The 20,321-nt window shown below is 61.1% G+C and carries 18 protein-coding genes; 5 read left to right on the top strand and 13 right to left on the bottom strand.

Features of this window, described 5'->3' with window-relative positions:
- Positions 1 to 6: 6 nt before the first annotated feature.
- The 4 genes from H5P28_RS02885 to H5P28_RS02870 form a co-directional block, all read right to left on the bottom strand.
- Complete coding sequence (locus H5P28_RS02885; RefSeq protein ID WP_185674189.1) at positions 7 to 1,740, bottom strand: ATPase, T2SS/T4P/T4SS family; 1,734 nt, start codon at positions 1,738 to 1,740, stop codon at positions 7 to 9.
- A gap of 278 nt (positions 1,741 to 2,018) precedes the next feature.
- Complete coding sequence (gene rho, locus H5P28_RS02880) at positions 2,019 to 4,274, bottom strand: transcription termination factor Rho (protein ID WP_246455559.1); 2,256 nt, start codon at positions 4,272 to 4,274, stop codon at positions 2,019 to 2,021.
- Between the two features lie 73 nt (positions 4,275 to 4,347).
- Positions 4,348 to 4,932, bottom strand: a complete 585-nt coding sequence (gene coaE / locus H5P28_RS02875; RefSeq protein WP_185674188.1) for a dephospho-CoA kinase — start codon at positions 4,930 to 4,932, stop codon at positions 4,348 to 4,350.
- A gap of 81 nt (positions 4,933 to 5,013) precedes the next feature.
- Positions 5,014 to 6,108, bottom strand: coding sequence for a hypothetical protein (locus tag H5P28_RS02870; protein ID WP_185674187.1), 1,095 nt, complete (start codon positions 6,106 to 6,108; stop codon positions 5,014 to 5,016).
- 369 nt (positions 6,109 to 6,477) lie between these two features.
- On the opposite strand from H5P28_RS02870, the gene H5P28_RS02865 reads away from it, so the two are divergent.
- Positions 6,478 to 7,422, top strand: coding sequence for a hypothetical protein (locus H5P28_RS02865; protein WP_185674186.1), 945 nt, complete (start codon positions 6,478 to 6,480; stop codon positions 7,420 to 7,422).
- On the opposite strand, the gene H5P28_RS02860 is transcribed toward H5P28_RS02865, so the two are convergent.
- Complete coding sequence (locus tag H5P28_RS02860) at positions 7,393 to 8,388, bottom strand: NAD(P)/FAD-dependent oxidoreductase (RefSeq protein ID WP_281398096.1); 996 nt, start codon at positions 8,386 to 8,388, stop codon at positions 7,393 to 7,395. The two genes, H5P28_RS02865 and H5P28_RS02860, sit on opposite strands and share 30 nt — an antisense overlap.
- A 342-nt stretch (positions 8,389 to 8,730) precedes the next feature.
- On the opposite strand from H5P28_RS02860, the gene H5P28_RS02855 reads away from it, so the two are divergent.
- On the top strand, positions 8,731 to 9,576 hold the full coding sequence (locus H5P28_RS02855; RefSeq protein ID WP_185674184.1) for a fasciclin domain-containing protein: 846 nt from the start codon (positions 8,731 to 8,733) through the stop codon (positions 9,574 to 9,576).
- Positions 9,577 to 9,706: 130 nt separating this feature from the next.
- Here H5P28_RS02855 and H5P28_RS02850 read toward each other — a convergent pair whose 3' ends face one another.
- A complete protein-coding gene (locus H5P28_RS02850) occupies positions 9,707 to 10,462 on the bottom strand; it encodes a helix-turn-helix transcriptional regulator (RefSeq protein WP_185674183.1) in 756 nt (251 codons plus the stop codon).
- Between the two features lie 158 nt (positions 10,463 to 10,620).
- Between H5P28_RS02850 and H5P28_RS02845 the strand changes: the two genes are divergently transcribed.
- The 3 genes from H5P28_RS02845 (at position 10,621) to H5P28_RS02835 (ending at position 13,064) form a co-directional block, all read left to right on the top strand.
- On the top strand, positions 10,621 to 11,412 hold the full coding sequence (locus H5P28_RS02845; protein ID WP_185674182.1) for a sugar phosphate isomerase/epimerase family protein: 792 nt from the start codon (positions 10,621 to 10,623) through the stop codon (positions 11,410 to 11,412).
- Positions 11,413 to 11,675: 263 nt separating this feature from the next.
- Positions 11,676 to 12,107, top strand: a complete 432-nt coding sequence (gene fucU, locus H5P28_RS02840) for an L-fucose mutarotase (protein WP_185674181.1) — start codon at positions 11,676 to 11,678, stop codon at positions 12,105 to 12,107.
- 210 nt (positions 12,108 to 12,317) lie between these two features.
- Positions 12,318 to 13,064, top strand: coding sequence for a carbonic anhydrase family protein (locus H5P28_RS02835; protein ID WP_185674180.1), 747 nt, complete (start codon positions 12,318 to 12,320; stop codon positions 13,062 to 13,064).
- Positions 13,065 to 13,179: 115 nt separating this feature from the next.
- Here H5P28_RS02835 and H5P28_RS02830 read toward each other — a convergent pair whose 3' ends face one another.
- The 7 genes from H5P28_RS02830 to H5P28_RS02800 form a co-directional block, all read right to left on the bottom strand.
- Entirely contained in the window at positions 13,180 to 14,652 is a 1,473-nt protein-coding gene (locus H5P28_RS02830; protein WP_185674179.1) for a hypothetical protein, read from the bottom strand.
- Positions 14,653 to 14,751: 99 nt separating this feature from the next.
- On the bottom strand, positions 14,752 to 15,252 hold the full coding sequence (locus H5P28_RS02825; RefSeq protein WP_185674178.1) for an HPP family protein: 501 nt from the start codon (positions 15,250 to 15,252) through the stop codon (positions 14,752 to 14,754).
- 254 nt (positions 15,253 to 15,506) lie between these two features.
- Positions 15,507 to 16,382 carry an alpha/beta fold hydrolase gene (locus H5P28_RS02820; RefSeq protein WP_185674177.1) on the bottom strand — a complete coding sequence of 292 codons (876 nt, stop codon included), beginning with the start codon at positions 16,380 to 16,382 and terminating at the stop codon, positions 15,507 to 15,509.
- A 29-nt stretch (positions 16,383 to 16,411) separates the two neighbouring features.
- Positions 16,412 to 17,449, bottom strand: coding sequence for a 3-oxoacyl-ACP synthase III (locus H5P28_RS02815; RefSeq protein WP_185674176.1), 1,038 nt, complete (start codon positions 17,447 to 17,449; stop codon positions 16,412 to 16,414).
- A gap of 4 nt (positions 17,450 to 17,453) precedes the next feature.
- Positions 17,454 to 18,257 carry an enoyl-ACP reductase FabI gene (locus H5P28_RS02810; RefSeq protein ID WP_185674175.1) on the bottom strand — a complete coding sequence of 268 codons (804 nt, stop codon included), beginning with the start codon at positions 18,255 to 18,257 and terminating at the stop codon, positions 17,454 to 17,456.
- On the bottom strand, positions 18,254 to 18,694 hold the full coding sequence (locus tag H5P28_RS02805; RefSeq protein ID WP_185674174.1) for a 3-hydroxyacyl-ACP dehydratase FabZ family protein: 441 nt from the start codon (positions 18,692 to 18,694) through the stop codon (positions 18,254 to 18,256). The genes H5P28_RS02810 and H5P28_RS02805 overlap by 4 nt, the downstream gene beginning before the upstream one ends.
- 141 nt (positions 18,695 to 18,835) lie before the next feature.
- The gene (locus H5P28_RS02800; protein ID WP_185674173.1) at positions 18,836 to 20,320 is read right to left on the bottom strand and encodes a phytoene desaturase family protein; all 1,485 of its coding nucleotides are present in this window, start codon (positions 20,318 to 20,320) and stop codon (positions 18,836 to 18,838) included.
- Position 20,321: the final 1 nt, after the last annotated feature.

Genomic DNA, 20,321 nt, shown 5'->3' with positions numbered 1-20,321 from the left:
TTAAGATCAGGGAGCGTCGCCCACGGTGACGTGGAGGACTTCGTCGAGGGTGGTCATACCGGCGGAAACCTTGCGGAAGCCGTCTTCGCGCATGGTGCGCATGCCGGCCTCGCGGGCCTTGCTGCGCAGTTCGACGAGCGTGCGGCCCTCGTAGATCATCTGCTGGATTTCCTCGGAAACATTGAAAATCTCAAAGATACCGAAACGGCCCTTGTAGCCGGTGCCGTGGCACTTCGGGCAACCCTCGCCGCGATAGAAGGTGGCTTCGCTCAACTGCGCCGGGTTGAGCCCCATCGAGGCGACTTCCTTCGGCTCGAGCATCGTCGGCTTCTTACAGGCCGGGCAGATGCGGCGGACAAGGCGCTGGGCCAGCACGCCGCGCAGCGAGGCCGACACGAGGAAGGGCTTCATGCCAATGTCAACCAGACGGGTGACGGCGCTGGGGGCGTCGTTGGTGTGCAGGGTACTGAACACCATGTGCCCGGTGAGCGAGGCGTTAACGGCGATTTCCGCCGTTTCAAGGTCTCGAATTTCCCCCACCATGATGATGTTCGGGGCCTGACGCAGCATCGAGCGCAGCGCGGCGGCGAAGGTCATCCCCACGTCCTTGCGGACCTGCACCTGGTTAATGCCATTCATCTGGTACTCGACCGGGTCTTCCACCGTGATGATCTTGCGGTCAGGGTGGTTGACGTAGTTGAGGGCGGAGTAAAGCGTGGTGGACTTACCCGAGCCGGTCGGCCCGGTGACGAGGAAAATACCGTCCGGCATGGCCACGAGGCGCTCGAAGCGCTCCTGGTCGTCGCTGAAGAAGCCCAATTGGGGGAGCCCGAGGTTGAGCCCTTCCTTGTCAAGAATACGCATGACAATGGACTCACCGTAAACCGTGGGCAGCGAGGACACGCGAAGGTCAATCTCCTTATTGCTGGCCTTCATCTGGATACGACCGTCCTGCGGAATGCGCTTTTCGGCGATGGAGATATTGGCCATCAGCTTAAGGCGCGAAAGGATCGAGGGCTGGAGGCGCTTGGGCGGATTTTCCACTTCCTGCAGGACACCGTCGATACGGTAGCGGACGCGGAAGCGCTTTTCCAGCGGCTCAAGGTGGATGTCCGACGCACGACGCTTGATCGCCTCGGTGATCAGCATGTGCACGTAGCGGATGATGGGGGCTTCCTCTTCCTTGACCCCCTGCTCGTCGCCGGTCGGCAGGTCGATTTTGATATCGCCGTCCTCGGCGATCTCCCCGAAGAGGCCCTCCATCTCGCCGAGATCCTCGGCATGTGGGCTCTCGTAGTATTGCTGAATGGCATGCTCGATGTCCTCCAGCGGGGCCAGCCGGGCGTTGACCGTCATCTTGATGACGTGGCTGATGCTGTCGATCGAGTCCACGTCCAGCGGGTCGGAGGTGGCCAGTTCCAGTTGGGAACCGTCTACTTCGATCGGGAAGACCTTGTAGCGGGTGGCCATCTGGCGGTCCACTTTTTCCAGCGCCTCGTGGGAGACGCGGATATCGTTCAAGTCGACAACCTCCATGCTGAACTCGTCGGCCATGGCCTGCACCACCTGCTGAGTGGTAATCAGGCCCTTCTGGACCAGCAGATCCAGCGTTTCCGAGTCCGGATTGCTGGAGCCGTCGTTCTGGCCCTCGACCTGCTGACGTGCGGATTCCACGTCCTCGCCGGTAACGAGAGCTTTATCTTGGAGGAGTTGGAGTACAAAATCGTCTGCGGACGTCACGGGACTATTTTAAGTAGAATATTTCGCACTAAAGTGTGCGACTTGCACCGGGGGGCAAAGGGTTAAAGGCCCGAACATGCCAAGAAATCGGTCGTTTGCAAAGAGCATATTTCAGGATTTTTCCCGTCCGGACAAAAAAATCCGGTCCCGGCTCTGGCTAATATCACTCCGGGGCGGTTTTTCCACCCCACCCGATCCACCAATACTCTTACCATAAAAAAGGCGGAAAGGCTATAAAAGCCCTTCCGCCTGAAAGTGAAACAAATCTGACCTGGAAATCAGCGTCCCATCGTCATGAGGAACTCGGCATTGGTCTTGGTCTTCTTGATCCGGTTGATGAGCATTTCCATCGCCTCGGTCGAGGGGACGCCCTTCATGGCGCGACGCAGGCCGTAGATTTTCTCCATCTCGTGCGGGTGGTAAAGCAGCTCTTCCTTACGGGTGCCGCTCTTCTCGAAGTTGAGCGCGGGGTAGATGCGTTTGTTGACCAGTTCACGGTCGAGGTGAAGCTCCATGTTACCGGTGCCTTTGAATTCCTCGAAAATGACCTCATCCATCTTGCTCCCGGTATCCACCAGCGCCGTGCCGAGGATGGTCAGGCTGCCGCCGCCCTCGATATTACGGGCCGAGCCGAAGAAGCGCTTGGGCTTTTGCAGGGCCCCGGCTTCGACACCGCCGGAGAGGATCTTGCCGCTGCTGGGCATGAGCGTGTTGTAGGCGCGGGCCAGACGCGTGATCGAGTCCAGCAGGATGACCACATCCTTGCCGCTTTCCACCATACGGCGGGATTTCTCGATCACCATCTCGGCGGCGTGCACGTGGCTCTCGGCAGATTCGTCAAAAGTCGAGCAAATGACCTCGGCCGATTCCACCTGGCGGCGGAAGTCCGTCACTTCTTCCGGACGCTCGTCGATGAGCAGAATGATCAGGTGGACGTTGGGCCGGTTTTTCGTAATCGCCTTGGCCATGCCCTGCATGAGCACGGTCTTACCCGTACGCGGCGGGGCCACGATGAGCCCGCGCTGCCCCAGGCCGATGGGCGTGAGCAGGTCCACGATGCGCATGGACTTGTTATCCCAGTCCACCTCGTCCGGCGGGCACTCCAGCAGGATACGCTCCAGCGGGTAGTACGGCACCAACTCGGTGAAAGGCGTCAGGTGCTGGACGGCTTCCGGGTCGCCGTCCATGACCTTCTCCATCCCGATGACAAAGGGGCAGGACTCGTTTTCGCGCGCCGGGTGCAGAAGCGCGTCCACGATATGTCCACGCTGGAGGCCGTAGCGCTCGATAAAGCTGCTGTGGATAAAGGCGCTCTCGGCCAGGACCCTGTATTGCTCGGATTGATACACGAGAAAGCCATAGCCGTCCTCGGCCAACTCGACAATGCCACGGGCGCGAACCGGGGTGGCGTCCTTACCGGCCTTTTCAAGAATGGCGCGCAGGAGCTTCTTCTTCGAAGGCGCTCCCTCCCACTCGGCACCAAGCTCACGGGCGCGGGCTTCGAGATCCGGCAGGTTCAGGCCGTTGATCTCGTTAAAGTTGATGGCTGCGGCCTCACCGGAGGTTTTCTCGGCCCGGAGGGCATCGAAAGCTTCGGCGGAATTGAGCGTCTCGTCGTCGAGGAGCGAGTCATAGACGGGCGGCTCGTAATCGTCGTCGCTGGAAGCGGCAAAGCCACCGGCGGGCTGGAAAAAGCCCTTCTTGCGCTGCTGCTTGTTGAACTTCTGCTTCTTGCCGCCGGGGCCACCCTGGTTCTGATTGCCGGGGCCGCCGGGCTGGAAGTTCGGATTTCCGCCCTTTTTAAAGTTCTTGTTGCCCTTGGGCTGCCAGTGTTGGCCCTTGCCGTTCTGGTTCTTGTCCCGGCGGTTAAACTTGTCGTTGCCACCCTGGCGGTTCTGGTAGTCGGGCCGGTCGCCGCGGCGGTTGTAGTTGTCGTTGCCGCCCTGCGACGAACGCTCACCGGAGATACTGCGCTCGGAACCCTCGGAAGCGGAATCGCCCCGGTCGGAAACCGCAGGCTTGCCGCTGTTATGCGCCTCGTCGGAACGCTCACGCCCGCCACGACCGCGGTTTCCACCGCGCTCATCGGCGTCGTCATCGCGACCGCCACGCTCATCGCGGTCGTCGCGTTCGCTACGCTCGTCATCATCCTTACGGCGATTGCGTTCCTGGCGATCGCCGTAGTCGTCCACATCGTCGGGATCGGCGGAAAAAGCCTGAGGGATGTCGCCCTCGTCATCGGCGACCCGCTTCTTGCGGGAGCGGGCGGGCGTCATCTTGGTCGGGACGGGAGCCTTCTCGACGGCGGGTTCGGAAGCGGCTTGCTCGCTCGGCTTGGGCGCGGATTCGGCGCGGGGTTCGGCGCGGGGTTCCGAAGCGGTCTCGGACGCACCCTCAGGGGCCGTGTCATCCTTTTTGGTGACAGCTTTTTTGCGGGTCGAGCCCCGGCGCACGCTTTTGCGGGCCGTTTTTTTCTTGGGAGCGGAAGCCTCTTCGTGCTCCAGCGTGAATTCCATTTCTTCAGGTTCGCTCATGGCGGGTCAATACAGGGCGTTCAAAGGCCCCACCAGTACGGTGGCGGATGGCGTTACAGGCCCGGTTGGCTTGTCAGGAAACGTGGGTTAATTGGTCAATCAGTTGAAATACCTGCTGCCGGAGAAAATCGAGTGATCCGTCATTGAGAAGGACGAAATCCGCGCGGACGATTTTCTGCTCAAGGGGAAGTTGCCGCTGGATACGGGCCCTGGCTTGCTCTCGCGAAAGCCCCTTGGCGGCAAGGCGATCCAACTGGATCGCTTCGGACGAAAGTAAGCAAACAGTGAAATCGAAGTGCTTTTCAAGGTTTTTTTCAAACAGGAGCGGTATTTCCACGCACCAGTCGGCGGCGCGGTCCTCACGGATCAGGCCCCGCCAGACTTCCTCCACCCGGGGGTGAAGCAGGCGCTCCAGCCATTCGAGGGCCTCGGCGTCATGGAACACCACCGAGGCGATGGCTGCGCGGTCGGCCCCGCCTTCGGGCCGGATCACATGCTCACCGAAGCGTTCGCGCAGGGCGGTGAGCACGGGTTCGTCGCTTTCCAGCAGGTCGCGCACGACCTGGTCGCAATCGACTCGCCGGAAGCCGCGCTCCTCAAAAAAACCGCCCGCCGTGGATTTACCGCAGCCGATGCCGCCCGTCAGTCCTATCTTCATATGGCTCGTAGTGGAAAGAAATTAAAAGCCGCCAAAGTGACCCTCATCATCATCGCCCAACCGAAGCTATCATTTGGGGCCTCAGCGCGAACGCGTCCGGAAGGAACTGCGGGTCGAACTGCTGTCAGCGGTACTTTCGGACGCGCCGGAAGTGCCGGAAACCGGGGTGGTTGCTTCGGAGGCCGTCGCCTCCCCAGACTCAACGGAATCGTCGAGCACGGGGTTTTCCCCGGTCAGCTCGGTGATTCGGGCCTCAAGCCTGGCAATGCGTATCCGCAGCTTGGCCGAAACCGCCCGCTCGGCTTCCAACTGGTCGTGCAGCGAGGCCACCTCGGCCTGCGCCACCTTGGGATCGGAGAAGTCAATCGCTGCCGACTCAACGGCACGCCTGCGGCTCATTTCGCCAAGGGTCATTAAACTGCCCGAAGCCTCCGCCGAAGTCGCGCCCTGAGCCTCAGCCGAAGCGGCTGCAGACTCTCCGCTCGCGGTCGCACCCGTGGGGGGCAGATCACCGGGGGCAGCGGATTCACTTGTCACGGTCGGTGACGCGGACTCGGCCACTGCCGGCTTCTGAAAAGCAGGCGCGGGCAGGGTCCATTTGTCGAGCGGGCCATTGTAAAGGGAACGTCCCGCAGTGAAATAGGTCTGCTCCACCCCGTCGCGGTCGCGCATCAGGTTCCGGCTCTGCGTGCTGCAAATACGACGGCCGTTACGCTGGCCGAAGCTCTCGAAAAAGACGTTGTACTCACTGCGGGGAGCACCGTACTCGCGCCAGGCGATCTTGCCGTCTTCGATGTCGCCGCGATAGACGGTGTTTTTCCCCTGCTGGTCGATGCGATTAATGAGGAAGCCCTTGCCGATTTCGGCCTCGGAGGAAGAGTATTTCGCGTCCTTGCCCTGCCCGAACTTGAAACGGCCCAGGAGCACCTCCTTGCCGTTGACATTTTCAAGCCGGTACTCGGACTCCACCGCCAAGGTCTGGATGACGCTGCCAAATTTGTCCGTCAGGTCGATGGAGCCACGCCAGGAGCCGACGTACAGCCCCAGAATCTCCCGCAACGCCTCATCCGACAACGGCTGGCCGGGCTCCTGCCCCGCCGACACGACGATCTGCTCAATGGTAACGGGCTGCTCCGAGTCCTCCTGCCCCCTCAGCGCCGTCGCCAGGCTCAGCACGCAGGCCGTTAACGCCAGGGCATGTTTTAAAATAGCTATACCTGATAATGGATGTCGCATGAATAAATCGTCTAGTCGGACAATTGCGGTGCCGCGAAGTTCTGGGTCGTATTTTCAAGTGGGGAATCAGTCCGCACAGTAAGGTGTTGAGAGCGTTTTTCGACCGTCAGGACGAGGCAATTAAGGAATTATCGGAAGGGGAAAACGCACAGCAGGCCAAAATCCAGGCAGGTGGATGACAGAAAACAAGATGAAGACACCTCATACGATGGGGACATTCTCATGGCTTTTCAACGACAATCCCCACCCCGCTCTCCAACTGCGCGAACCATTCCCATCTTCGGGGCTACTGAAAAATGCCATTGAAAAATGGGGGTATTGATTTATAGCTCAAGGACTATTATCCCTCCCGAGCCCCCAACTGAGCGCTTCCGGTTCCGGCTGGAAGATATTGATTTCCGCAATCCCGCCGAAATCGCGCGACGAGTTGTGCTCCTGCACAAGGAGGCCTTCCCCGACGCCCCCTGCGACTACATTATCCCGCGCTTCGAGGCCGTGACGGATATGTTCGAGGGCAACTACACCGGTTTCCAACCGATGGATACGGCTTACCATGACCTGGAGCACACGCTTCAGACCACTTTCTGCCTCGCGCTGATCCTCATTAACCGCCACCACACGATGACGGCTCCCGTCATCGGCCCGGAGGACTTCAACACCGCGCTGATCGCCATCCTGCTCCACGATATGGGCTACCTCAAGGAGTCCGGCGACACCAACGGCACCGGGGCCAAGTACACACACATCCACGAACAGCGAAGCTGCCGCCACGCCCGGGCCTACCTGGAGCGCCGGGACTGGCCCGGCCACGCTATTCGCAGCGTCGAAAACCTCATTTGCTGTACTGGCCCACGCGCCCGGCTTGACACTATCGACTTCACCTCAGAGACCGAAAAAATGCTTGGCCAGGCCGTCTGCACGGCTGACTTTATGGGCCAGATCAGCGATCCTCGCTACCCCGAGAAGCTGCGCACGCTTTACCAGGAATTTATCGAGAGCTACACCCATCAGGGGCTTCCGCCCGACCAATGGCCCTATCACGCCTACGAAGATCTTCTGCGCAAGACACCCGACTTTTACGAGAAGTTCGTCATCCCCCGTATGAACAACGAATGCGGCCAGCTCTGGCGCTTCCTTGAAGACCCGCGCACCGGCGACAATCCCCACCTCGACAGCACCCGGCGCAACATGCAGCGCATCCGCCAGGCCATTCGGGAACTGGACTCATCGCGCCCCGAGAGCGCTCAGGATTGAATCCGCCGCGGCCAGGCCCGAAAGAGCCGCACCTTCCACCCGCTTGTCAATAAAAGCGTCCCCGGCGAACCAGAGTCTGGCCTGCGAATCGGCCAGGTATTGCCCACCGATCCCCTCCTCCCGAAAAGCGTAACGCCAACGGTGCGCATGTACCTGCACGACATCCGCCCGCAAGTAGGGTCGAACGGCGTTGAGTAAGTGCCCGCTCCAGCGCTCCTCCGGTTCGTCGAAAAAGCGCTGCGCGAATTCCGGACCGCTGTGAATCGTCAGGCATGGTACCGGCGAAATACCCTTGAGCTGATTATCCGCCACCCAGGCCACCGGCTCCGCGCCTGCCGGCTCAAGAATGCCCGGCGCAGGCAGTCCGCTGGGGCCGTCCAACTGGGCGAGCACGGTTAGCGTCCGCACATAGCCGACCCGGTGCAGGGCCTGCGAAATCCCCGGTGGGCACGGATAGCCGCCTGCGTCGAGAATCGCCCGTGACTGGACTGCCGGGGCCGTCAACACGAGCGTCCGGGCGCGCACCTCGGCGTCTCCTTCGACCTGTAAGAACCAGTCCTTTTCCTCGCGAACCGCCGCCGTGACCAGAGCTCCGCAATGCAGGTCCAGTCCCTCGGCCAAATGGCTGACCATCTCGCCCATGGTCGGCACTCCCCGGTAGTAAACCGTCTCTCCACTGCTGCCCTCGCGTGTATACCACGGCACGCAAATGCCAGTCGCGACCCAGTCCTCGACACATGCCCGGAAACGATCCGAGCGGGCGGTGAAATTCTGCACCCCCAGGTCGAAAACCGCGTCGCCGAACCGCCTTGTTGTCACGCGCCCTCCCACCACCGGACTTTTCTCCAAAACGACCACCTCAGTACCCGTGCGGGCTAAAGCGCGTGCCGCCATCAGGCCCGTAATTCCGGCACCCACAATCGCAACATCCGCACCTCGATCTTTCATGTACTTAATGAGCCTCATAAATGTAACTTATTCCAATGATATCAAGACGTATAAGTATGGCTGAAAAAATCATCAGAGACTCAGCGTTTGAACTGATTAGGGCCTAAATGGGAGAGCTGTACCGATGCCGTCATAAAGGCGGCTCACCGGGCGGAATCAGCGTAACAGAAATCCGTTATCCATACCGCTGGCTATCTGGCCCGTTGACAACACGGCAAGTCGTTCCGCAACACTAAAAGACTCTCTCCTTTCCCTCTCATCACGCCGGGTTAAAAAATCCCCAAGGAGTTGACAAAAACAGAAATACATCTCTGTTCGTGCTTTCTCACCAGCAACAACCGCTATCCAACCCATAACTGCATGAAAACAAAAACCCTTCTTCTCTCCCTCTCAATTTCCAGCCTCCTGGCGCTTCCCGCTGCCCATGCGGGAGCGGGTTGTTGCGGCTCCGTGCCCCCCGCGCAGGCCAGCACCGCCCCCGCTGCGGCCACCAGCGTAGTCGCATCGGCCAAGACTGATGCTGCCACCTGTCCTTACACAGGGGCTTCCGTTCAGGCCGCCAAGCAGGACTGTTCCGACGGCGCAAAAAAGGACTGCTCCGACGTGGCGAAAAAAGACTGCTCCGGTGGAGCCTGTGACGCTTCGGCCAAAAAAGATTGCGGCAGCATGGCCAAAGCCGATTGCAGCAAGGGTGCCTGCGACACCACCGCGAAAAAGGACTGCTCCGGTGCCGAGGTGGCCAAGAAGGATTGCGGAGCCTGCCCCGGCGGTTCCAAAGACGATGTTGTTTCATCCGCCGCTGCCCAGGGCAATCTGAACACCTTCCTCGCCGCCGTGCAGGCCTCCGGTCTCCAGGCTGAGCTTCAGGCTGAGGGCCCCTACACGCTTTTCGCCCCCAGCGATGAAGCCTTTGCCAGCCTCCCCGCAGGCACGCTTGAACAGCTCCTGCTGCCGGCCAACAAGGATCAGCTCGCCGCCATCCTCAGTTACCACGTCATCCCCGGCAAGCTCCTCATGAAGGACATCCAGGCCGGTGAAGTCCAGACCGCCAATGGCTCACCGCTGGAGCTGGCTTTCGTCGAGGGTAACTTCACGGCGGGTGGCGCCAAGGTCACCGAAACCGACATTATCGCCTCCAACGGCGTGATCTTCGTTATCGACACCGTGCTCCTGCCCAACGTCAAGACCGCCGCCTTGACCGAATAAGTGAGCGGTCACGCGACCGTGTTTTCCCGGTCTGCGGCGGTGTTTTATTCTAGCCGTCCGACATTATTTTATTTTCCCAAAGGGGTCGCTTTCCAGCGGCCCTTTTTTTTGCCATTTTCAACGGGCGGCATCAGCCATGACGAAAGGCCCTCGGCGACTGGCCCGTCTTTTTCTTGAACTGACGGCTGAGTGCGTAAACGTCGCAAAAACCTAGCGTTTCGGCAATCTGGCCGATCGACAGCGAGGAAGAACTCAGCAGCGCTTTGGCCGCCTCCATCCGCGCCTGTACCACGAACTCGACCGGAGCCATCCCCTTGTACTTGCGAAACAGCCGTCCGGCGTGCTCCGGCCCGCAGCCCAGGCGCGCCGCGATTTCGACCAGCCGCCACGGCTCGCCGATGCGCTCGCGGATCTCGCTACAGAGCGTTTCCACCCGCAGGGCCTGTTCTCGCTCCAGCCCCTGCCAGCGCGGACGGCGTGCCTGCCGGTACAGCTCCACCAGCAGCGCCCGCAACCAGAATGTAGCTTCCGCCGACGGTTCGCCCGGCCCACGGCTCGCCTCCAGCACGCGCCCGGCCAGCCCCCCGACAAACTCCGTGTGCTCCGCCTTGAAATGCCGGGGCAGAAGCTTCTCCTCCGGTAATTCGACAGGCCGTTTTTTTCTATCCAAAAAATCAAAGTGGATAAAGTACATCGAGACCGGATCATCCTGCCGCTGAATTCCCCGGTAGCTTTCCCCACGCCGCAGCAGCATACAGGATCCCGCCGATACCTGCCACTCCTTTTCATCCCCCGTGTATGTTGCTCTGCCGGATTTCAGAATAACGAGGTCGTAGTCCCGCAGCGGGCCGGAAGTCCAACTCCACTGAGGAGAGGCGATGGTCAAACCCGCGGTATTGACGGTTGCCCCGTGTATATCCACCCCTTCTATCATGCCGTCTTTTTACATCTTTTTGTCGCAATTGCCTATTTAAAAACGACGGCATTTTTGCTACCCTGTTTCCACACAAGTCACGATATCCCCCCTACAGTAAAGACATGACTATGACGCCGAAAACTGCCGTCCAAATGTACACGGTCCGCGAGCATACCCTGACCGCCGCCGACCTGTCCCAGACCCTGAAAAAAATCAGCGACATCGGCTACACCGCCGTGCAGGTGTCATGCGTCGGTGCCATGAACGGCGACGCCCCCGAAGTTGATGCCAAGACCGCCCGCCGCATGCTCGACGACAACGGCCTCAAGTGCATCGCCACCCACCGCGCCTGGGAAAGCCTCGCCGACAATCTCCAGGCCGAGATCGACTTTCACCACACCCTGGGCTGCGATTATATCGCCCTGGGAGGGGTTCCTGCCGCTTATGGAGACACCGTTGAGGGCTATCGCCGCTTTATCGCGGAGTCCCGCAGTGTCGTCGATGGCCTGAAGGCCGCGGGCATTCAGTTCGGACTCCATAACCACAGCAAGGAACTCTTCCGTCCGGTCAAGGGCGGCCCCTCGCTGCTGGACATCATGATCGACGACACCGCGCAGGACGTCATGCTCGAACTCGACCTGTACTGGCTCGACAACGCCGGTACCAACTGCGAGCGCATCCTCGAGCGCTGCCACGGACGCGTCCCGGTCATCCACCTCAAGGACAAGGAAGTCAGCGAGCCGACCAACGAGACCCGCATGGCCCCCATCGGCGAAGGCAACCTCGACTGGGACCACATCATTCCGGCCTGCGAGGCCGCTGGCGTCCGCTGGTACGCGGTCGAGCAGGACCAGTGCTTCCGCGACCCGTTCGACTGTCTCAAGTCCAGCTACGAGTACCTCTCTGGCAAGGGCCTTTAAACAGTCTGGGCAACTTCCGGGATTTTCCTGAAACGAGGCCTTGGGAGCGGACCGCCCCAAGGCCTTTTGTGCTTACAGGCGAAGCGCGCCGGGGGCCAGAGCGAGAACGCGCGAAGGACCAACCTCCCGGCCAGGTGAACGTCGGTGAGATAATTTCACTGTTCAACCTAATGGTCTTTCCTTTGAGTCGAACTCCTTCTATGCATGAGGAGAGGATGGCTGCTGTGCGCGGCCCCCCCTCCCACCAGACACACACTCCGCTCATGCTAAAAGGAATCTCCCCCCTGCTTTCCCCCGAACTGCTCGCCGTACTGACCCGCATGGGCCACGGCGACGAAATCGTCCTGGCCGACGCGCATTTTCCGGGCGAGAGCTTCAATAACCGCGTGCTGCGGGCCGACGGCCTGCGCATCCCTGCCCTGCTCGACGCAATTTTACCGTTGTTCGAACTCGACGCCTATGTCGATGCCCCACTGGTGATGATGGCACCCGTCGAGGGCGACACGCTCGACCCCAGTGTCGAAGCCTCCTATCTGGTCCCTGTAAAGAAGCACGCTCCCGACGCTCCGGCCATTGCCCGGATCGGGCGTTTTGCATTCTATGACCGGACCCGCGAGGCCTTCGCGGTCCTCATGACCGGCGAGACCGCCAAATACGGCAACATTCTGCTGAAAAAAGGTGTGACCCCTTGTTAGGGGCTGCTTCGCCGGGATAACCGCCTCGTCAAGTTATTATAAAATATGCCAGGTCGGTTAATAGTGCTCGCCTTTGTCGTTCCCAATGCCTTGATACATGCTTACATAACTCTTCCACACGGATGCTTCGTTCCGTTGCGATCTTCTGGGATTATCATCCTCTTCCTCTCACCAGTAACGCGCAACAAAGCGCACAATCCTCAAAACACTATGAAAGCAATCGCACTTATCGGTCTTCTCTCTGTCAGCGCGCTCATTTCCACCGCCAGCGCCGACACAGCCAAGCCCAAGGGGGAATTCGTCCCCGAAACAGAAATCATCACCAGCACGATCCTGACCCAGGCGGATCAGTCCAAGCTTACTCCCGAAGCCGTCCTTGAAATCCTCAAGCAAGGCAACGCCGAGTACATCGATGACAGCCTCACCGTCCGCAACAACAGCGAGCGCGTGCGTGAGGCCGCTCTTGGCCAATACCCGATGGCCGTCGTCCTCTCCTGCCTCGACTCCCGCGTGCCGGTCGAAGACGTGTTCCACCGCGGCATCGGCGACCTCTTCGTCGCCCGCGTCGCCGGTAACATCGTCAACGTTGACATCATCGGCAGCATGGAATTCGCCTGTAAGGTCTCCGGCTCGAAGCTGGTCGTCGTCCTCGGGCACGAGAACTGCGGTGCCGTCCGCGCCGCCATCCAGGGTGTCGAACTGGGCAACATCACCGAACTGCTGGCCAAAATCCAGCCCGCCGTCAAGGAAGCCGCCGGGCATTTCCACGGCGACGCCACGGCCTCGAATCCCGCGTTCGTCGAAGCCGTCTGCGACGATAACGTGCTCATCGCCATGCAGCAGATCCGCGAGCAAAGCCCCATCCTGAAAGGGATGGAAGACAACGGTGAGATCATGATCGTCGGCGGCGTCTATGACCTGAAAACAGGCAAGGTTGAGTTCTTCGATCATAAGTAACCGCCCCCTTATTCGAAGGTGACATAACCAGCCTTCTCTTCTCGCTTTTCACCAACGGCAGCCTCACCGGCTGCCGTTTTTTTGTGCGACAACACTGGCCCGGCGGGACACCCGCTCAGGGATTGAAGGTGTAGCGCACGGTGCTCTGGACCCGGAAGTCGTCGCCACTTTCGCCGTTAACGGCGAGCTTGCGCCCGTAGAGCAACTCCGCCCCCACGACGAGGAAGGGTGTCGCCTGCCAGACGATGTTGCCTGAGCTGTAAAGGGTCTCACGCATATTCGTCGCCCCCACGTAGGGGCCGAGTCCTTCGTCGCTGATGTTCACATAGCCAAAGGAGAAGGTCGAGCTGAGGTGGCGTGTCCAGTTGTGCTGGTAAGCGGCCCCCACACCGTACACGCGGATGGTTTCGAGCTGGTTGGAGGCGTTGATATAGCCATCCAGTCCGAGGCCGTAGGCATCCTGGATGTAGTCGGCAAAGCCGTCTCCGATGTTTCCCCAAAGCATGACCTCATCCTTTTCGGTAAACTGCCAGCTCCCGCTGAGCGAGAAGCCCCAGCCCAGCGCGCCCGTGTCCCCCGACGGGGTCTGCGCGACCAGGCTGCGCAGGACGACACCGGCCTGGACGTGCCAATCATCCCCGACGGCCCGCAGGGCGAGCACGCCGTCGGGAGCCTGTTGGAAAACATCCATCCCCCCGGCCACGCCGGAGATGCTCGGGCTGGCCTGTTCGAGGGAGATTTTCCCGATCAGGTTGGCGAAATCGTCCTCCAACAGCGTCCGGGTATAGCGAACCTGGGCGTTATATTTTTCCGGCAGGGAGTTCGGACCTTCGTAGTCGAGGGTGTTCGGATCGACCCCGGCATCCATGAGTGCGGTCCAGTCATAGCCAATGAGCAGGCCGTTCCACTCCGCATAGAAGCCCAGCAGGTAGTAGCCATAGCCGTTCGCGGGCTGGCCGTTGGGGAAAAAGTTATTGGCGTAGAAAAAGGTCAGCGGCTTGTCCCCGGTCTCAAACAGCAGGTCAAAGGCGAGCGTGGACTGGCGGAAACTGACGTCGGAGTTCAGCCCGCTGCCGTAGTTCGGCTGCCCCTTGACCGGGAGCGAGGAGGTGACAAAGGAGCCGGGCGAGTTGGCGTTGTTCGTGTCCACGATCACGTCGGCCTGGGCGATGAGGGAGATATTCGCATAGACGCCCTTTGTCACCGGGAAGTAGCCCTCGGGGACATTCGCCGGGGCATGCTCGACCGGCACCTTCGCTGCGCTGACAGCCGTGGATGCGGTGGCAGGAGTTAATGCGGTGGGAGCGCCGTCCGTCGGCGGGTGAGACTCAGCGGCCGACGGAGACGCTCCCACAGGCAGGGCCGCGTGCGCGGCGGCGGTGGCCACGGCGGGCGGTTTTTCCTGAAGGCGTTCGTTTTCGGCCCGAAGCGCATTAACCTCGCCCTCCAACTGCGTGATGCGTCTTTCCATCGCTTCGAGCTTTTGCATGAGCAGTTCGTTGCTGGCAGCAACGCTCTCGGGAGTTCCCTGCCCAGGCAACGCTATCGGGCACAGCAGCAAAATCGTGACGATGAGTTTCAATTTCATGGTTCGCGGCGATAAATGGCCTGCTTGTCTGGGCCTGTTCAGCTAAACACTACTATCCGGATAATCCTCTTCGTAAAAAAACAGCCACACACGCACCCTTCAGCCGGACGGTTTTTTCTCAAACCTGCGGACCAGCGCATTCAACACCAACGCCTGCACCAGCAACACGCCTACGGCCACCTCCATGACCACGAGTTGCCAGGGCTGGGTGATCAGGCCGAGCGAAACAATCAGGGTCGTCGCTCCGGCCGGCGGGTGGTCGATCTTGAAGAGCACGAGGAAGAAACACGTCAACCCGAGCGAAAGCCCGGCTGAAAGTATCCGCGCCCACTCCACCTGCACGGCGACATCCGGGGGACGGTCCACCAGCCCCGAAACCGTCAGCGCGAAGTACCCGCAAACCAATGCAATGGCGTGTCCGAGCAGGCAGGCTCGCGGAGTCGAAGCCGCCGCCGTCGGGGCAAAATACAGCAGGTACGCCGTCGGCCCCAGCGAGGGAAAGATGAACGGCGTATGAGTAATCGCCGCCACCCCCGCCAAAGAGGCCATACTCAGCAGGGAACCAAGCCCGACATAGCTGGCGTGAGGAAGCGGCTTCATAGGATACGGTTTATGACCGTTTGTTTCGCGATGCCAACCCAGAACTTGCCAAGAGCGCATCGCAGGATTCTCGACAGCCCGCCCCGCTCTTATTCCTGAAAAATGCCCGGTCAGGACCGGCAGTCAACAGAGTGAGCCTACCGGTACCTGTTTTTCGAGGCATCATGGATGATGTTACGAAGCATAGCCCATGCTTTTCCATGACCAGACATCATCCTCCCGGAGACCTACGCGCACCATCGAGCGCCGGACCCTTATGACAGTGCGGTCAAAAACGCGCGGGTCAGCTCAAGCGTTTGCTCCGGCTCGTCTTCGAGCAGGTAATGCCCGGCGTTTTCGAGCCGGTGGACGTGCGCCTGCGGGAAGCGGCGTTGCCACTCGTCGAGAAACTCCTTGTTGAAGCAAAAATCCTTCATCCCCCAGACTATCTGCATCGGGTGCGAAGCCAGTTCCGGCAGGCACTCCTCGATGCCCAGCAGCGTAACGTAACTGGGGTGCGCCGGGTTCATGGGGATGTCCTGCACGAAGCGTGCCACTGCGACACGGTCGTGCCAGTTGCGGTGCGGGTGCAGGTACCCGGCCTTGACGGCGGGCGGGAGTTTTTTCTCAACTGCCATACTGGTAGCGCTTCCGGCAAAGCCATTAAAGCCGCGCACAAAGACCTCCCCAAGCAGGGGCAGGCGACAGCAGCCGATCTGCCAGGGCATGTGGGCCGAACGGAAGGCCGCCGTATTCATAATCTGGATACGGCCGAGCTTGTCCAGATGGCGCAGCGCGGCCCCGATTCCGATAGCGCCGCCCCAGTCGTGTACAACGAGGTGAAACTGCTTCAGCCCGAGCGTGCGGATGAGCGTATCCAAATGTTCGATACGGTCGGCCAGGCGGTAGGAAAAATCCTGCGGCTTGTCCGACAGCCCCATTCCGAGGTGGTCGATGGCCACGCAGCGGAATTTATCCCGCAGGCCGAGAATCAGGTTGCGGTAAAAGAACGACCAGGTCGGATTGCCGTGCACGAAGACGACCGTCTCCTCCCCTGCCCCTTCGTCCACGTAGTGAACGCGTCCGGCGGGTGTCTCCAGCCAGTGGGATTCAAAAGGATAGAGGGCGCGCCAATCGGGAATATTTTTCATGCGGTGAACGGGCTTTTTTTAGGGGCACGCTAGCACTCCAGCGCGAGCATGAGACAGCACAGGCCGCTGCCGATCCCGAGCAGGGCGACCTTGTCCCCCGCGCCGATGGCCCCCGTCTCCAGCCCCTTGGAAAGCGTGAGCGGGCACGAGACGGACCCGGCGTTGCCGAGCGTTTCAAAGGTGCTGTAATCCTTGGCCGGGGCGATGCCCAGCCCCTCCAGCAGCTTGAGCTGGTGCTGGCGTCCGACCTGGTGGCAAACGATGCGGGAGGGGGTCTGCTCGTCCCAGCCGCACACGCCCTTGAACTGCGTCCAGGTCTGCCGGGCGAGCGCTACGCCCGCCTCCAGCAGCGCCACCGCGTCGGTCTGCATCACCAGCGCGCCGGAGCCGGAGGCATCGCCTTCGCAGAGGCGGTTGGCCTCGGAATCGGTCCGGGCCACGCCCGCCCGCAGGCACGGAGAACCGGCGGGCGCAAGGTCTTTGCGGGTGAGCACGGCGGCCACGCCACCCGCGCCGATGGTGAGGTTAGCAAAAAAGGGTTTCACCTGCTTGCGGGTCAGCGACGGGTCAAGCAGTTGGGCCAGCGTGTGTTCGAGTAAGGGCTTGCCGTTCTCCCCGGAGACGAGCAGCGCCCGCTCGATCTGACCGGACTCGATCATCCCGGCGGCCATGACGAGGGCATTCATGAAGCCCAGGCACGCGTTAGAAAGGTCGAAAAGCTGCGTCGTGGCGGGCAGACCAAGCGCCCCGTGGACGTAGGAAGCGGTCGAGGGCTCGAGCCGGTCGCGGCAGACCCCGCAGTGTATCAACAAATCAATACGCCCGCGTTCACCGGCGGGGAGCTTTTTCAGCGCCTTTTCCCCGGCCAGGGCGGAGATGGCGGAGGGCTTGGTGCCGGCGGGCCAGAAGCGGCGCTCGCGGATGCCGGTCATCAGTTCCAGACGCCCGGCAGGGAGCTTGACGCGCTCGTAGAGCGGCTTCAGCCGCTCCTCGATTTCGGCGGAGGTGACGACTTCGGGCGGCTCGACGTGGGCCAGCGCGGCGATAGCGACGTTGCTGAAGCGCATCGGCTTAAATTTTGGGCCGCATGGCGGCGTCGAGGACTTCGCGGTCGAAGTAGTTCATATCCATCCCCGCGTTGACCACGATCGACTGGCCGTTGATCCCGCTGGAGCGGGGGCTCAGCAGGAAGACCGCCGTGTTGGCGACTTCCTGCGTGGTCACGGCCTGCTTGCGCAGGGTCAGCTTTTCGGCAAAGAGGTAGTTCTCCAGGTAGCCGGGGATGCCGGCGGAGGCGCTGGTCTTGAGCGGGCCGGGGTTGACGGTGTTAAAGCGCACGGCGGTATCCGCGCTGAAGGACTTGGCCAGAAACCGCGTGGCTGAGTCGAGCGCGGCCTTGATCGGGGAAAGGTAGCCGTAGTTCTCCGCCGTGACCTGCGAGGAAATCCCGATCGAAACCACGGCGGCGTCGGGCGCGAGGTACGGCTTGAAGGCCCGCGCCAGCTCGACCAGCGAAAAACAACTGATGGTCGTGGCCTGCAGGAAGTCCTCACGCCGCGTGTTGTGGAACGGCTGCGGCCCGGCGCTGAAGTTGGCGAAGGCGATGGAGTGCACCAGCCCGGCAAAGGGGCCGTGGGCGGGCCCGGCCTGCTCGGCCAGCGCCTGAATCTGCGTCTCGTCCTCCACGTCGCAGACGTAGGCGGGGCGGTCGCCGAGGAGTTTTTTGACCGACTCCAGCCGCTCGGGCGAGCGCACACTGAACACCGTTTTCGCGCCCGCCTCTTCGAGCGTCTTGGCGATGTGCCAGGCCACGCTCTTGCGGTTGGCCACACCGGTAATGAGGAAGGTCTTTCCGGAAACAGACAGGAAACTCATACCTCGGCAGCGATCATGGCCAGGACGAAATCGAGCGCAACGGCGACCTTGCCGTCACCGCGCCGCACCACCGCCTTGAGGAAGTGGAAGTCGGCCAGCGTCTTGGTGTAGGTGACATCGATGGTGAAGGTCTCACCGGGGCGGACGATGTTTTTGAACTTGGCGTCGCCGATGCGCGAGAGGATCGGCGTGCGCCCCTCCATGTCGGTGCCCTCGCCTTCCATCTTCTTGACCAGATAGACGGCAGCGGCCTGAAAAGCCGATTCACACAAAAGCACGCCGGGCATGATCGGGTTACCGGGGTAGTGCCCGGCGAAATAGAACTCGTCCGCGCGCAAGGTGCGGCGGGCGCTGATACCGTCCTCGCGCAGTTCCGTCACCTCGTCGATGAAGAGGAACGGCGGACGGTGGGGAATGGTTTTTACGAGGTCGTCCATCGGAATGTGGGTTGAGGTAAGAGTGAATAAAGGAAGTTTCCCGCGAAGTCACGCGAAGATGCGCAAATCCGCCAAAGTGGGCCAAGCAGTGCGGGCCAGGAATATTTTCAGGGCAACTGGCCACGCGCCGGGCGGGCGCGGTCAGTTCGAGGCGGCGGGGGCGGCTTCACCGCGCTTGGCGGCCATCAGGAAGGAGTCGGCCTTGCTGGCGACGATGACCCCGTAGTTGATCGTGCCCAGCCAGCCGGACATGATGATGCCGACCGAACCGGCGTGGTAGAGCCCGCCAACTTGCTCGGGCAGCTCCATCGAAACCTTCAGCCCCTCGAACTTCGTCCCGAAGGAGGTGCCGCCGAAGTGCCGCGTGTAGTGATGCACGGTGCGCGGAGTAGCCGCTTCCTGCCAGTCCACCTTCTGGCGGATGTCGGGGATAAATTTTTCCAGTCCGTCCAGCGCCTGCGTGATGATGCGCTCCTTGGCGGCGGCATAATCGGGCTCAGAGAGTTTTTCCCAGTCCTTCCAGCGGGCGTTGAGCGAGGCCACGATGGCGTAGCGCTGGACCGGGTTTTGCGGTCGGGTGTCCGGGTAATAGACCGAAAAAGTCCGGCTGGTCGTGTTGAAGTCAGTCAGCTCGGTGCTGGAGTACTCCGGGGCCTCCGAGGTGAAGACCAGGTCGCCAATGTTCGGGATCGACTCGCCCTCGCGGATGCCCAGGTACACCTGGCACGAACTGGTGTTGACGCGGACTTTTTCCGTCTCGGCCACGAACTCGGGCCTGAAATTCTCGGCCCCGGCCAATTGGAGGACGGTGTTCTTGATGTTGGCGTTGGAGACAACGGCCTTACAGGCGATGTCGCGGGACTCGCCGCCGCGACCATTGGCGCGGATGCCGACCACACGGCGCTGGCCGGTGGCCGGATCGTCCTCGGTGTAAACTTTTTCCACCAGGCAGTTGCGGCGGATTTCGACCCCGTTGCGCTGGAGCTCGTCCGTCATGCGGCTGATGAGCTGGTCCGTCCCGCCTTGATAAATATAGACGCCCTTGCTCATGAAATTGGAAAACACGATCCCGTAGGTGATGGCGGGGTCGTCCCAGGTGGAGCCGTTGGCGTAGGCGATGGGCTCCATAAGCAGGCGGTGCACGTCGTTGCGACCGGGGAAGAACTCCTCGAACATCTCCTTGGTCGTGCGGGTGTCGCGGTCGTAGTAGTTCATCTGCCGCAGGTGCTCGAAGAACGCCTCGACGCGCTCGCGCGGGATCTGGAAGGTCTCCTGCAGGATGCGCGTGAAGTCGTTGCGGTCGAAGGTCGTGTCGATGTTGAACTGCGGGTTGATGAAGCGGATGGACTTGATCTGTTTGATCGAGTCGGAAATCTCCTTCGTCCAGTAGCGGCGGCAGGACTTGATCATCCCGACCGGAAAGCCGTGCAGCGAGATGTCGAAAATGTGCCGGCGCGGGCGCTTGAACCACGTGGCCAGGCCGCCGAATTGGTAATGGTGCTCAAGCACGAGCACGCGGTGGCCCATTTTCCCGAGGATATTCGCACTGGTCAGCCCACCCAGTCCGCTGCCGATCACGACAGCGTCATAGGAGCCGTTTACGCCTTCTAGCCAGTCTTTCGCCATA

The sequence above is a fragment of the Ruficoccus amylovorans genome (assembly GCF_014230085.1).
GTDB classification, from domain to species: Bacteria; Verrucomicrobiota; Verrucomicrobiia; order Opitutales; family Cerasicoccaceae; genus Ruficoccus; species Ruficoccus amylovorans.
Note: the sequence above shows the minus strand (reverse complement) of the source record. Positions and strands in the feature narration are given on the sequence as shown.